This window comes from Maribellus comscasis (assembly GCF_009762775.1).
Classification (GTDB): domain Bacteria; phylum Bacteroidota; class Bacteroidia; order Bacteroidales; family Prolixibacteraceae; genus Draconibacterium; species Draconibacterium comscasis.
This window is the reverse complement of sequence record NZ_CP046401.1, coordinates 2,327,543-2,342,212: the sequence shown is the minus strand read 5'-3', so window position 1 is coordinate 2,342,212 and position 14,670 is coordinate 2,327,543. Positions and strand designations below refer to the sequence as shown.

The following is a 14,670-nucleotide window of genomic DNA, read 5'->3' as shown; positions in this document are numbered from 1 at the left end:
AATAAATACTTTTATTTTTTACGTTTTGCAGCAACTTTTGCAATACGCTTCTGAGTATCAAACGCAATAGGAGTTGCGATAAAAATTGATGAGTAAGTACCAACTACCACACCAACAAGCAATGCAAACGTAAAGCCTCTGATTGTTTCCCCACCAAAGAGGAAAATGGCAAGCAATACTACAAATGTTGACAGCGATGTACTAAATGTACGACGTAGCGTACTATTGAGTGCACTGTCAGTATTTTCTTCTCTTTGCCTTTTCGGATGTAAATGTAGATATTCCCTTATGCGGTCGAATACTACCACCGTGTCGTTTATAGAATACCCCAGCACCGTAAGAATCGCCGCTATAAATGCCTGGTCAATTTCAAGTGAGAATGGCAGAACACCATACGCCAGCGAGAAAATACCAAGCACGATTAAAGAGTCGTGAGCCAGTGCAGCAACTGCACCCAAACCGTACTGCCAGTTGTTAAATCGAATAAGGATGTAAATAAATATAATGATCAATGAAAAACCAATGGCAATGGCCGACTCTTTTCGGATATCATCTGAAATGGTAGGTCCGACTTTTTGTGAACTCATTTGATACTCATCAGTGAACTGTTCCAGTGTTACATTTTTATCAATAAAACCACCGTTTTGAAGTCCTACCATTAACATTTCTTCAACTTCATTGTCAATGTTTTCGCTGTTGTCTTCAATTTTATATTCAGTTGTAATTCTAACCTGGTTGTTTTCTCCGTAAACTTTTACTTCCGGAGCTTCTCCGTAAACATCAGCCAAAGCCTGTTGTACATCTGCTACCTGAACATCCTGTTCGAAGCGAACTACATATGTACGGCCGCCTTTAAAATCGATTCCGTAGTTTAATCCGCGAACTGCCAGTGAGCCAACAGACAGAACGATCAAAGCTCCTGAGATAATATAAAATGTTCTTCTTTTTTCAAGGAATTTTATTGCGGTACTCCGAAGCCAGTTGTCGGTAAGAGTGGATGTAAACAGAATTTTTTTGTTTCTTCCCAGTCGCCATTCGAAAATCAGGCGGGTGATAAAAATTGCTGAAAACAGAGAAGTAAGAATACCAATAATAAGGGTTGTTGCAAAACCTTTTATCGGACCGCTGCCAAACAAGTACAGTACAATACCTGTTAAAAGTGTGGTAACCTGTCCGTCGATAATTGCAGAGTAAGCATTTTTATATCCGTCAGAAATGGCGAGTTTTATCCCTTTCCCTGAGCGAATTTCTTCCTGTACTCTTTCGTAAATAAGTACGTTGGCATCAACCGACATACCAATGGTAAGTACAATACCTGCAATACCGGGCAGCGTTAGTACAGCTCCCAATGAAGCAAGAATACCAATGATAAAGAACATGTTTGCTATCAATGCAATATTAGCAACAAGTCCTGCATTTTTACTGTAAAAGAATAACATGTAAGCCAATACAAGAATAAATGCAATCATAAAAGAAAAGAACCCACTGTTAATCGCTTCCTGTCCGAGAGAAGGTCCAACAATTTCTTCCTGAATAATTCTTGCCGGAGCAGGCATTTTTCCTGATTTCAGAATGTTCGCAAGGTCTTTTGCTTCATCAATACTTTCCAAACCGGTAATACTCGATCTTCCACCCGAAATTTCGTTTATTACATTTGGCGCTGAGCGTACATAATCATCAAGAACGATTGCGATGGATTTACCAATGTTCTCTTTGGTCATTCTTTGCCAGGTTTTTGAACCTTCGGCATTCATGCTCATGGCAACCTCAGGGTTTGAGCCCATTTGGTCATAGTCCTGGCGTGCATCAGTAATTACCTCTCCGGTTAACGGAGCGCGTCCATCTCTGGTGGTTACCTTTAAAGCAGCCAAACGATAAAAATTTCCAGCTTCGTCAACCGAATTTGCCGCCCAGCGGAAAAACATATTTCTTGGAAAAATGTTTCTAATTTGCTGCATTTGCAAATACTCGTTAATCTTTGCAGTATCTCTCGCTTGTGCCATTCCAACCCACGGCCCCTGAAGCAGCTGTCCTGCCTGATCGGTACTGGGATTTAGCAATGCAAAAAGAGGATATTCCTTTTTGAAATCCGCCAGATTGTCCAGTGCAGCAGTTGTATCACTCTCGGCACCTGCTTCAAGCTCTGAAAGAAGTGAACTTTCTTCGGCGGAAGTTGTGTCTGCTTCTGTTGCAACGGCAGCTTCATCAGAAACTTCGTCTGCATCGGTTTCGTCACCGAGTCCCATTTCTTTTATTTTTTCATTTGCCTGTAAGAGGTATGGGTAAGCCTCCTGGTTGTCATAAGTTTCCCAAAACTCAAGGGTTGCAGTTCCCTGTAACAGGTTACGTACCCTATTTTGATCACTTACACCGGGCAGTTCTACCAAAATACGCTCTTTGGTTTGCAATCGCTGAATATTTGGTTGAGCAACTCCAAAACGGTCGATACGCGTGCGAAGAATATTAAATGCGTTATCAATTGCAGCTGACGTTTCTTCATGAATAACGTCCAAAACTTCTGCATTGGTTGAATTAAAATTTATACGATCTCTTAGCTCGAGTGTGTTAAAGATGGATGCCAATTTTGCATTCGGATCAATTTCTTCAAAAGCCTGTCCAAAAAGATCAACAAAATCGGTCTGGCTATTTTCCTGAAGTTCTTTGGCACGTGCTATTGCTGCATTAAATGTTGAATCGTTGCTGTAATTTGACATGGCACGAATCAAATCTTCCATCTCAACCTCCAGCGTTACGTTCATCCCACCTTTGAGGTCAAGACCCAGGTTCATTTCCAGTTCCTTAACATCTTTGTAGGTAAATTTTTTCAGCCCCAAAAAGTTATATACAACTTCCCCCGAAATTGAGTCGAGGTAGAAGTACTCCTGATCGGGATCTCCCTGTGCGTATTCCACGGCTGCTTTTTCAACTTGTTTGGCTTTCCAGGTAAATGTTAACTGGTACACACAAACTGCGGCCAACAGAATTGCAAATGTTAAAATTGCACCTTTGTTTTGCATTTGATTTTAGATTTTAATGTTTAAAATTTTACTATTGTCTTTTTAATGAATTTCAATTTCTCTCGGAATGAGATTTTGGGATCAGATGGATCCTTTCCAAAAATAAATATTTGGAAATTAGGCTATAAGCGGAATATCATCATCGGGCAATGAGAAATGATAGCTCCGGAAAAGAAGAAAACAGCAAGTTAAAAATAAAGGCTTACTCTCGATTCCGGCCTCCTTTTTCATCATCTGGTAGCTTCTTAACTGATGATATTTTTGAAGTAATTTGTTATGCGAATGCTGAAGAATTCTCTGATCTGGAATTCTCTGGTCGAACGATTTTACCGTTGTTGAACTGCTTTGCGAAAATAAATAAATGGTTCCGTGTTCGCTTGCAGCATGTCCGGAATCTTCCGCAATATTATTCAACTCAACGGGATTTTTTTCAAAATAATTATCGAGAAAAATGGCAAGTCCTGTTAAAGCCGCGAAGATCAACAGCTTTGCTGCCATTTTTTTTGATATTTTTATTTTGATTACCACTGCATTTTTTTAAGCGGAGCAAATATACCGAAATAGTTCAGGTTTGCAAAAACGAAGTAATTAAATTTGAGGTGTTTCCAATATTAATGAAGCTTATGCAACACATTTTTGTTTACGGCTCACTTCTTTTTCCTGAATTGGTAAGAAAACTTACGGGTAAAAGATTTAATTCAGTTCCTGCAACGGTAAAAGGATTTAAAAGATTTGCCGTGAAAGGTTGTGATTATCCGGCTATTGTTCCCTGTAACGATTGTGCGGTTCAGGGACTTCTGCTGCTCGATGTTGATGAAGAGTCAGTTCACGTTTTAACTCTTTATGAAGGAGAGGAGTATTCAAAAAAGGAGGTCGATGTGTTTGCAGGAGAATTAAAGTACAAAGCAATTGCTTTTGTTTGGGAAAGTGATCTTTGCTACCTCGAAGATTTCGACTGGGATCAAAATGCATTCCGACAGCAGTCTCTTCAGAATTATGTCGCCAATATTGCGCCAAATACTGAGCGAGAATCCGGAAATTCAGATGTTTAGCTGGAGGACTCGTCGTTTGTAATCGATAACAGCTTTATATTTTACCAGAAAATCACCTCCGATTAATCCACTGATTTCGAGGTTTGTTGCCCTGCAATACAGCTGATTGATATGAGAGAGGTCGATCAAAGCAACTTTTAAATCTTCGACTTTAAATTTTCCCAAATGAAAAGATTTTAGTGTACCTATTGTTGTTATCAATGGTTTCTCTCCAATGCCGGCCGAGTGAATTTCCTCCGATTTTTCATCTGTAAAATTGTAGTATTCTTTTAGTGTTTTGTCAAAAACAGTTTTTGAGGCTCCGGTATCGATTGCCCAGTAACCGGTAGTACCGTCTTTAAATCTCCCGTTGGCAATGATATGGAAATTACCTTCTTCCAGTTCAATCACCTGCAGTGGAATTTTAATTTTCATCTGGCGAAAATATATAAAAAACGGCTGACTCAGAGAATCAGCCGTTTTATATTTTGAGAAGAATCTTATTTACAAAATATTCATTCCGTCAAGAACTTCCATTACGCCTTTTACCGCATTTGAAGAACTAACAAGTAACTCTTTTTCGCTTTCGTTCAACGCAACTTCAATAATTTCTTCAACCCCGTTTTTACCGAGTTTAACCGGTGCACCAACAAACATGTCGTTTAAGCCGTATTCACCTTCCAGCTTCACACAGCAAGGGAAAATACGTTTTTGGTCCATAACGATGGCTTCTACCATTTGCGCAGCTGCTGATCCTGGAGCATACCAGGCCGAGGTTCCCATAAGATTTACCAATTCGCCACCGCCTTTTTTTGTTCTCTCAACGATAGCATTTAATTTTTCTTCGTCAATCAACTCAGTAACAGGGATACCTGAAACAGTAGTATAACGAGGGAGCGGAACCATTGTGTCACCATGTCCACCCATTAAAAGTGCCTGGATATCTCTTGGAGATACGTCCAAGGCTTCGGCAAGAAAAGCACGGTAACGTGCAGTGTCCAGAATTCCAGCCATTCCCATTACTTCTGTTTTTGGTTTTTTGGCTGTAACATAAGCAGCATAGGTCATTACGTCCAGGGGATTGGAAACAATAATGATTTTTGCCTTTGGTGAGTATTTCACAACATTTTCAGTCACGCTTTTAACAATTCCTGCGTTGATAGAAATCAAATCGTCTCGGCTCATTCCGGGTTTTCTCGGAACGCCGGATGTAATTACTACAACTTCTGAATCGGCGGTTTTTGAATAATCACTTGTAGATCCAACTAATCTGGAATCATAATAATTAATGGGAGCAGTTTGCCACAAATCCAAAGCTTTTCCTTCTGAAACACCTTCTTTGATGTCGAGCAAAACAACTTCCTGAACAATATTTTTTTCGGCAACAATTTGTGCACAGGTTGCACCAACATTACCAGCTCCTACTACTGTTACTTTCATTTTGATAATGAGTTTTTTATGATTTAAACAAGACTATAATATAAACAATTTTTTCAAAATATTTTTGAGAAGTGCAAAGATAATTGATTTTACGAATGTTTGAAACTATTATTCAAAGCGAATCCCGGTTTAACATTTTAGTAAAATCCCGCTTATTTATCTTTTTTCAGGTGCAGTTAATTTAGCCAGTAGGTAATTTTTAAAACCAATGCCCGGTTTCGGGAGTTCCAGCTTCCGGGAATATAATTATCGGTATAAACGATGTAAATATCAGAAACAGGTTGGTAGCGCCACTGCAAACGCGAATTGATATTCATATTGTCAATCTGTTCGTTGTATTGCACAAATGTCGACCAGTACAGTTTTTCGGTAAATGTTACATCAAGCTTTGGACCTACGAGCCATAATTTGGCATGCTCAAAGGGTTGCGGCAAATTTATATCAGTGTAATTAAAATTTAAAGACAGGTTTATATAAGGTTGATATCTGTATCCAAATCGCCCGGAAATATATTGGATATCCCCATTGTAGAAAGTTCCTTTGGCCGCTTCTGCCGCCCAGTTAAACATGGTTTTTCGCGTAGAGGTGTAACTCACTATGGCATGCCCGAAATTATATTCTGTTCCTGCAGGCAGATAATTTGCGCTAATATGCGTAGGGTCAAAATCTCTTTGGAGTTTGATAAAAACGCTGTTGTATCCTATTTTAATGTTGGATCGATCCTGAAATTCAAACTGGTATGTGGCCGCATTTTCCTGGTCTATCCGGTTAAAATCCGGGTCGAAATAGAAATTTGTTTCCAGTGTAAGTCCGTGGCTCACAATTTGTTTGTTGGGAACAAACAAATATGTTATTTCGGGGCTGATGTGGTGGTAGCCTGTGCGTGTAATATATCCTGTTTCAGCATTGAAATTTTCACCTACTGAGCGTTGGCCAATTATTGCCTGAATATTTTTTGTACTATAACTTAACAAGGCTCCCTGAGAATATTGATCTCCCGGATTGTCCGGTTGGAGAGACCGATGGTAATAGAACTTTCCTGACCAAATATTGTTGGCACTTGCCAGGTTATAATCTACACCCACTACACGGTTAAACATTGAAGTGTCAACAGGTTGATCGATGTATTCTTTATTCACCAAAATAACACCGACATTTGAACGTGCAAAGACTTTCTTTTGTATCGACGCTACGGTAAAATTCCTTGCCAAAAAATTACTTGTTTTTTGGGTGGTCATATTCATAAAACCAATTCGCCAGTCATTACCAATTTTTCCGCTAAGTCTTGCACCTGCTAAAACAGGAGCATCCAGTCCAATTCGTCTTGAGAAGAAAGGTGTTGCAGTTTTCGAGCCGAAGTCGGCAAAAAGGTCGCTGTTTTCCAGGAAGAATTGTCGTTTCTCGGGGAAGTACAATTCAAACCTGTCAATATTGGTTACTTGTTCATCAACTTCAACCTGTGCAAAATCGGGGTTGTAGGTTAGATCAAGATTCATCGATGTTGAAAGACCGACTTTTGCATCAAAACCAAAATCTTTTTTCCAGACATTTCCTGTGCCGGCTTCGTAATCGTTTGAAAAGCTTCCAAACAGATAAGGAATCAATGAAAACATGATCTTTGATTTTGGAAGAGGATCGGCAAATTTTAATACTCCAGCGTAAGCAAGACTCGAAGTGGGGAATTGTCGGGGGACCGGTGCCCATGCCGATTTTTCGTTGGTTTTTAAATCGAGCCGGCTAAAATTGGCGTTCCACATTTTTGTTCCCGAAGGATAACGGATGGATTTAAACGGGATTTTCATTTCACCAATCCATTTGTTTTCGTAGTGTTTTACTTTTGATTCCCATTTACAATCCCAGTTGAGGTTGCTGCCGGCACCTCCGTGCATCACACCATCCCACTTGGCTCCCGATGCAGAAAGCCCAAAGGTAAAACCGTTTGTCTGGTCAAGAAAAGTATCGAAAAATACAAGAAAGTTATCATTGTTTCCAAAGACAAAATCGCGCCGGAACGATTCCATAATTCTTTTCCCCTGAACCGTATCGTAAAAGGTGAATGCCAGGTAAAAAGCTTTATCGTCGTAGGTCATTAAAACTTCTGACGGCTGAATGGCAAGACCCGTGTCGATGGGTAAAACTTTGTGAAAGTCATCTGCTTTTTGAGCCGCCATCCAGTCGGGTTCATCAATTACCCCGTCGATAGTAATAGCCGATTGCGCCTTTTTTATGTTCAAAACGTAATCTTTGTTGAATGTATTTAAGATTGTATCTTTTTGGGTTTGGGCAAAAACATTGACAATACATGCCAGAAAGAAAACCAGCAACAACAGTTTTTTCATTTCTGAGTTTTTATTTTAGTTGGTTAAAGAAAGCAAATATATTCATTTTGTCAGATAAACAAACAAAGAATACAATGATTTGGAGGACAGGCGGATATTTTTGATATTAGTGAAACACTGTCTTAGTTTTTGGGTTGAACCAGCCGGTATTCCTCATCGTATAATTTTAATTGCCGGGCTTTCCAAACAGCTCCTTCCAGGAAAACAGGGTGGGGTTGTGCAACATCCCAGTCTCCCAGCTTTTTTAACATCGATTTTGTTTGGTCCAGATGGTCTAAAGCTACATTGTTTTGCTCTGAAATGTCTGTTGATAAATCAAAAAGCAGGGGCAACCTGTCGGGCAGCCGCACCAGTTTCCAGTTTCCTTCACGGATAGCAGCACTAATTGTAAAACGCCAGTTAAACGAATCGTGAGGTTTTGTATCCATTTCGCCGGTTAAAAACGGAATTAGGTTCACGCCTTCCAATTTTATATCGCTTGTCACTTCTCCTCCGGCCAGCTCAAAAAGTGTACGGGCAATATCGATTGAGATTACCGGATCGTTGAAAGTTTTACCTGCGGGAAGTTTTTCTTTCCATTTCATAATAAACGGCACATGAATTCCACCTTCAAGTAAAATTCCTTTTTGTCCGTTAAAAGGTGCATTAACAGATGCATTTTGGTCGCAAGGGCCGCCATTATCACTTAGGAAAACGATTAATGTATTTTCTTCCAGTCCCTCACTTTCAAGGGTTTTCATAATTCTGCCAACGTTTACATCAAGTCGGTGAACCATTGCACAATAAGTCCGGCGTTTTTTATCTTTTATGTGTTTGAATAACTCCAGATCTTCTTTCGTTGCCTGCATTGGCGCATGCGGGGCATTAAACGATGCAAACAAAAAAAACGGCTCATTTTTATGACGTTTGATAAAATCGATACATTCGTCACCTTTGTCGTCGGTAATGTAGGTAATTGGCTGAGGTGTTTTATAGTTGCATTCAATGGGGCATTTATAACCTTTGCCGTCGGCTTCGGCAACAAAATAATCGTGGCCGCCACCGGTGTAGCCCCATATTTCATCAAAACCACGTTTTAAAGGATGAAAGTAAGGCTCCGCTCCCAAATGCCATTTCCCGATTAACCCGCTTACATAACCCTGTTTTTTTAATCTTGCGGCAATTGTTGTTTCGGTAAGCGGCAGGCCGTTGTATTTTTCATCAAATCCGGGTTGAACTTCTGCCAGATTATTGTCATGGCCAAAATGCACCTGGTTTCTGCCGGTTAATAATCCAGCTCTAGAAGGGCTGCAAACCGGTGCTGAAACATATCCGTTTGTAAAATTTACTCCATTCTCCGCCAATCTGTCGATGTTGGGAGTATGGATTTGCTTGCTGCCATTCAGGCTTAAATCACCAAAACCCAAATCGTCGGCAAGTATCACAATAAAATTTGGCTTTTCTTTCACCTGCGCGATTGTATTCTCTGAAAAAGATAAGAAGGAAATAATGGCCAGAAGTATAGAAATATGTTTCATAAAAAACAATTTTTTGGGATTAATGTAAATATTTGAATTTTGTACTTTCCTCTGTTGTAAGTGTAAGAATTTTACTCAACTGAACAGGAATATCCGTCTCAAGCGCGTCAATTCCCAGTTTTAATAAATCTTCGTAATCTTTTTTGAGTGATTCTATATCTTTTACTTCTCCTTTTGAAATTAGAAGATCGAGGTTGCGCGAGGTTCCCATGATACAAATTGCTCCACGTTTGTGGATCATATCAATTACCTCTTTTTTTTCCGGTTGCTGGTGCCCGACAAATGCAATAATATTACTCCACGGAATCTCAGTATTGTCAAATTCCAGAACTTTTTCCGGACTACCTATAAAAACCTGCATCATTATATTTTTATTCAGGTTATAACAGGTTTTTGCATCTTTGAAAGAGTATGCTGATACAATTGTATAAGCTTCAGCGTTATTTTTTTCGACTATCTCGAGTCGTTTTTTAATTGAAACATCTTTTTTATCCAAGAGTAAAATGGCTTTTCCCTTTGCCCATTGCAGGGCTTCATTTAGGGTTGGAATACCATAGTTGGTAACATTGCCGTTGAGATCTTTTAGTTTTAGCCGGTTTAACTCGCTAAATGTAAAATCTGAAATTTTTCCTTTGCCGGTTGTAGTCCGTTCAAGGCTTGGATCATGCAATAATATAACAACACTGTCTTTGGTATATCTCGGGTCAACCTCGAGAATTGAAGGCGTATGGTTTATCGTATTCTCAAATGTTGCAATACAATTTTCAGGCATATTGTTTTCAGGGCCGCCTCTGTGGGCGCTAATCAAATGAAAGTTGTCTCCCTGGTAGCTCAAAAATTGTTGCAGCTCGTCAAATGTTTCCAGGTAAATGTGGTTGTGCTTTGTATTTTGAGATTTTGCTTCTGAATTCAAAAATATACCGGAAACACAGAGTATCAGGATTTGGATAAGTTTTAATCTGTTATTTGGTTTCTTTTGCATAAGAAAATCAACATTTTAGTTGCTCGCGGATTTATATTCCGGATTTAACTCTTCCGGAACGGGTGCATTTATCTCGTTTCGCCAGTCTTTTAGCAGCTTAAACAATTCATCTCTTTTGGCAGGATTTGATTCCGCCAGATTATTTTTTTCACTGATATCATTTTCGAGATCATATAATTCAACGTCGTTGTTTTCAAAATACTGAATAAGTTTCCAGTTGCCTAAACGAACAGCAGATCCCGGTCGGGTGCGGAAGAGCGGATCCTGGGTTGTTGTATCGTTTTTGACATACGCTTCAAGATAAATCGGGAAATGCCAGAAAAGTGGTCGTTCTTCCGGTGTCTTGTTTTGGGTTAAAACAGGCAGGAGACTTTTCCCATCAAGGATTTTGTTTTCGGGTTTTACAATCCCCGCAACATCCAGGATTGTAGGATAAAAATCGAGGTTTGTTACCGGAGCATCCGATTTACTGCCCGGTTTAACTTTGCCAAACCAGCTCATAAACAGGGGTTCCCTGATTCCCCCTTCGTAGTAAGAACCTTTTCCTGAGCGCAAAGGCCATTGTTTGGTAATTCCGTAGTGTCCTCCATTATCGGAAGTAAAAAGAATAAATGTATTTTTTAGTTTATCTGAATTTTTAAGTTCACTGATTAATCTCCCGATTTGAGCATCGATATTCTCAACCATTGTAGCATATTCCTCATTGTTTTGTCCGTTCCATTCCGCTTTGTTTTTATACTTGGGAAGTAATTCAGTAGCAGGCTGAATCGGTGTGTGCACGGCATACGATGCATAGTACAGAAAGAAAGGTGTATCTGTATTTTTTATGAATTCGAGGGTTTTATCCATTATTAAATCAGAAAGATAATAATCGTCCTTTGGTGCTTCCAGTGAAGGAACATTTTTATAGGGTGGATAGTAACTTCCCGGATTACCTGCATGGCTGCCTCCAATATTTATATCAAACCCGAAGTTAATTGGATTGTCTGAAAGGTGCCATTTCCCGGCATGACAGGTTTTGTATCCCGCTTGTTGCAAAAGCCGGGGGAAGAGTAAATTGTCTTCCGGCATGTATGCGTTGTTAACGACCGGAATTAATTTTCGGTCGCTGCTTTTTCCTCTTTCCGAACTTGCAACGGTGTATATACCGTGTCTCGGGGTCCACTGGCCACTCATCATACAGGCACGGCTTGGAGCACAGTTAGATGCTGAGGCATAAGCATTTGTGAAAATCATTCCACTGGCTGCCAGCGCATCGATATTTGGGGTTTCATAGTATTCCGAGCCCATAAAACCTACATCTCGCCAACCCATATCATCAATATTTATTAAAATGATGTTGGGTTTTGATTCAGACTTTTCCGGCGTTCTATTACAACTAAACAGAAAAAATAAAATCAGAAGGCTTGGAGTAAAATGAAATATTTTTGTAAACGCTCTCATTTTTATTGAAAACTTCTGATGGATATTGTTTTCACGGTGCAACACTTTAAGCCGCACCGTGAATGGTATATTATTTCAATTCCAGTTGTTGAATATTTTTAAAATCAGCTCCCCTGATTTGTTTAAATGTTTCAACCATTTCCTGTAATTTCTCAGGGTTTTCTTTTGCCTGGTTTTTCTGCTCACCAATGTCGCTGGAAAGGTCGTACAATTGAAATTCAGATGAGTTACCCAGCTCAATATTCACTGAATTGTTTTTTGCAGGGCCTTCGTACGGTGGAATCATTGCCCAGTTTCCTTTGCGCAAAGCTGTTCTTGAAGTAGCTTCCAAAACCAACTCCTCACGCCCTTCTTCAGATTTGCCCATAAACACATCGAGTAAATTTTTACTGTCTTCGGTTTTGTTATCGCTACCAACCAGTTCAGCCAGCGACGACAGAATATCAATCTGGCTTACCATTGCGTCTGAAACGCCGGGTGTAACTTTACCATTCCAGTATACAACAAACGGAACTCTTGTTCCAGCTTCAAACAAACTGTATTTGCCTCCACGCAGAGGTCCCCATGGAGTATGATTTCCTAATTTCTCAACTGCATCATCATAATACCCGTCATTCAGAACCGGGCCGTTGTCGCTTGAAAAAATAATAAGTGTGTTATCAAGGATTCCTTCGCTCTGAAGTGTTTGGATAAATTCACCAATACACCAGTCGGCTTCCACAATTGCATCTCCTCGTGGCCCCATGCCCGATAAACCAACAAATCTTTCGTTCGGAGTTCTTGGTACATGAGGTTGCTGAAGCGCGTAATAGAGAAAAAACGGGCCATCTTTATGTTGCTGAACGTATTGTTTTGCTTTTTCAAGAAAAGTATCGGCCATATCTTCATCGATCCATTTCGCTTTTTCTCCCCCTTTCATAAAACCGATTCTTGGAATTCCGTTTACTATGCTGTTGTTGTGACCATGATGCCATTTCATTTTAAGAAGTTCCGGGTTATCTTTTCCGGTAGGTTCTCCTTCAAAGTTTTTCTGGTAGTTAACCTGGATTGGATCATCTTCCTCCAGTCCAACCACATTGCCATCTTCAATATATACCGTTGGAACCCTGTCTTGTGTGGCAGCCATTATATATGAGTAATCAAAACCAACCTGGTTGGGTCCGGGGGCAATGGTTTCGTTCCAGTCCACATTCCCACTTCCCAAACCCAAATGCCATTTCCCAACAACTCCGGTGTAATAGCCTTTTTCTTTTAGCATTTTCGGAATTGTCAATTGTTCGGTACCTATGAGAAGAGGAGCTGTTCCGGGAAGGATTTTGGCATTTTCATTTCGCCAAGGATATTGCCCGGTTAACAGTGCATACCTGCTGGGGCTGCAGGTTGCCGATGAGGCATAACCGGTGGTAAACCGCACTCCACCATTCGCCAGTTTATCCATATTGGGTGTGTGAATTTCGGTTGCGCCATAAGCGCCAACATCACCATACCCAAGATCATCCATGTAAATAATAACGATATTAGGCAATTTTTCCGGCTCGTTTTGTTCTTTTTTTGAACTGTTCTGGCAACCGAAAACACCAAGTGCCAGTAAAACGATAAAAATTGAAAACACTTTGTAGGATTTGGTTATGACTCTCATTTTCATTTAAAATATTGTTTAAAATAAGTTCGACTTAAGTCTCTCGGAGATGATTCAATGAGCAAGTTTATAAATTTTTTGTTAACCAACAAGAAGGAATACGCCTGACAGGGGCTTAACTTCTTCTGAAATTAATTTTGATTCTTTTCCCCGCCTTTTTCCATTGTAAATATCAAGAACTTTTACCTTTCCACTTAACTCAAGTTTTTCAAGAGATATTTCAATTTTTCCGGTTTTTTCCGCATCACGATTAAGTAAAAGAACGGCTCTTTTTCCATCCTTTAGTTTTTTTACCCAAACTTCTGCATTCCCTTCTTTTTGAATTCGCCGGCCTTGTTCTGTCGGATCCTGATTGACAGCAATGGCAATTTCGTTTGTAATGATCTCTTTTTCTTCCGGTGTCATATTTCGGGGATCGTTTCCAAGTATTAACGGAGAAGACATAATACACCACAGAGCAAAGTGTACTTTTTGTTCATCAATTGTTAATCCTTGTTCTCCTGTAGCCAACATATCGGGGTCATTCCAGTAGCCATTTCCGGCAAATTGAGCTGATTCATTATTTGTTTGTGAAACAACCATCACACTTAACGGAATACCATCGAAAACAGCTCCTTTTGAAACACGGGCTTTAATGTCGCCGGTAGTCCGGGCCATCTGACCAACTTCGGGATACCAGTCGCGCCACGTATAAGCACTGATACTTAAAACGATGTCTCTGCCTGATTTTGCCAGAAGATTTTGCCACTTCTTATAGGTTTGTTTCAAAAGTTCTTCGTTCCACCCATCGGCATGTTTACATTTGTCGAGTTTGATAAAGTCTAAACCCCAGTCAACAAATTGCTGGATTTGAACTTCTTCATTTCCAAAACCTCCCACTGCATCGCCGCCACAGTCGTGTGTGCCTGGAACAGTGTGCAGCCCAAATTTTAACCCTCTTGAATGGGCATAATCGGCTAAAACTTTTATTCCGTGTGGAAACCTGTCGGGATGCGGCAAAAGCTCCCCCTTTTCGGTAAGTTTTACATCTCTCCATCCGCCATCGATTACAAAATACTCGTATCCTGCGTCCAATAAACCTTCTTCAACAACGGCATCTATACATTCTCTGATTACATCTTCGTTGATGCCATATTTACCAAACCAGTTCCAACTGTTCCATCCCATAGGGGGAGTTGGTGCAAGCAATTTTTCATTCTGTGAAAATGCCTGATGACTCAAAATGATAAGAATAAAAAAAACGATTTTTTTCATGATAATAT

Annotated in this window: 11 protein-coding genes; 1 reads left to right on the top strand and 10 read right to left on the bottom strand. The window is 39.9% G+C overall.

From position 1 onward, the window contains the following. Positions 1-11: 11 nt before the first annotated feature. Both secDF and GM418_RS09315 read right to left on the bottom strand, forming a co-directional pair. Positions 12-3,017 (bottom strand): protein translocase subunit SecDF, encoded by a 3,006-nt coding sequence (gene secDF / locus GM418_RS09320; RefSeq protein ID WP_158865387.1) that lies wholly within the window; start codon positions 3,015-3,017, stop codon positions 12-14. Between the two features lie 117 nt (positions 3,018-3,134). Further along, a complete protein-coding gene (locus GM418_RS09315) occupies positions 3,135-3,515 on the bottom strand; it encodes a hypothetical protein (protein WP_158865386.1) in 381 nt (126 codons plus the stop codon). Positions 3,516-3,640: 125 nt separating this feature from the next. Here GM418_RS09315 and GM418_RS09310 point away from each other — a divergent pair, with 125 nt between their 5' ends. Then, positions 3,641-4,069 carry a gamma-glutamylcyclotransferase family protein gene (locus tag GM418_RS09310; protein WP_158865384.1) on the top strand — a complete coding sequence of 143 codons (429 nt, stop codon included), beginning with the start codon at positions 3,641-3,643 and terminating at the stop codon, positions 4,067-4,069. Here GM418_RS09310 and GM418_RS09305 read toward each other — a convergent pair. The 8 genes from GM418_RS09305 to GM418_RS09270 all read right to left on the bottom strand — a co-directional run bounded on the left by GM418_RS09305 (position 4,058) and on the right by GM418_RS09270 (position 14,662). Next, positions 4,058-4,483 carry an aspartyl protease family protein gene (locus tag GM418_RS09305; protein ID WP_158865382.1) on the bottom strand — a complete coding sequence of 142 codons (426 nt, stop codon included), beginning with the start codon at positions 4,481-4,483 and terminating at the stop codon, positions 4,058-4,060. The genes GM418_RS09310 and GM418_RS09305 overlap by 12 nt on opposite strands. Positions 4,484-4,552: 69 nt before the next feature. Beyond that, a complete protein-coding gene (gene mdh, locus GM418_RS09300) occupies positions 4,553-5,488 on the bottom strand; it encodes a malate dehydrogenase (protein ID WP_158865380.1) in 936 nt (311 codons plus the stop codon). Positions 5,489-5,664: 176 nt separating this feature from the next. After that, positions 5,665-7,827 carry a DUF5916 domain-containing protein gene (locus GM418_RS09295; protein ID WP_158865378.1) on the bottom strand — a complete coding sequence of 721 codons (2,163 nt, stop codon included), beginning with the start codon at positions 7,825-7,827 and terminating at the stop codon, positions 5,665-5,667. A 122-nt stretch (positions 7,828-7,949) separates the two neighbouring features. Further along, positions 7,950-9,344 carry a sulfatase gene (locus tag GM418_RS09290; protein ID WP_158865376.1) on the bottom strand — a complete coding sequence of 465 codons (1,395 nt, stop codon included), beginning with the start codon at positions 9,342-9,344 and terminating at the stop codon, positions 7,950-7,952. 19 nt (positions 9,345-9,363) lie between these two features. After that, positions 9,364-10,326, bottom strand: a complete 963-nt coding sequence (locus GM418_RS09285; protein WP_158865374.1) for a glycerophosphodiester phosphodiesterase family protein — start codon at positions 10,324-10,326, stop codon at positions 9,364-9,366. Between the two features lie 15 nt (positions 10,327-10,341). Continuing rightward, the gene (locus GM418_RS09280) at positions 10,342-11,769 is read right to left on the bottom strand and encodes a sulfatase (protein WP_158865372.1); all 1,428 of its coding nucleotides are present in this window, start codon (positions 11,767-11,769) and stop codon (positions 10,342-10,344) included. Positions 11,770-11,839: 70 nt separating this feature from the next. Beyond that, a complete protein-coding gene (locus tag GM418_RS09275; RefSeq protein ID WP_217447747.1) occupies positions 11,840-13,414 on the bottom strand; it encodes a sulfatase family protein in 1,575 nt (524 codons plus the stop codon). A gap of 75 nt (positions 13,415-13,489) precedes the next feature. Continuing rightward, on the bottom strand, positions 13,490-14,662 hold the full coding sequence (locus tag GM418_RS09270) for a glycoside hydrolase family 27 protein (RefSeq protein ID WP_158865370.1): 1,173 nt from the start codon (positions 14,660-14,662) through the stop codon (positions 13,490-13,492). Positions 14,663-14,670: the final 8 nt, after the last annotated feature.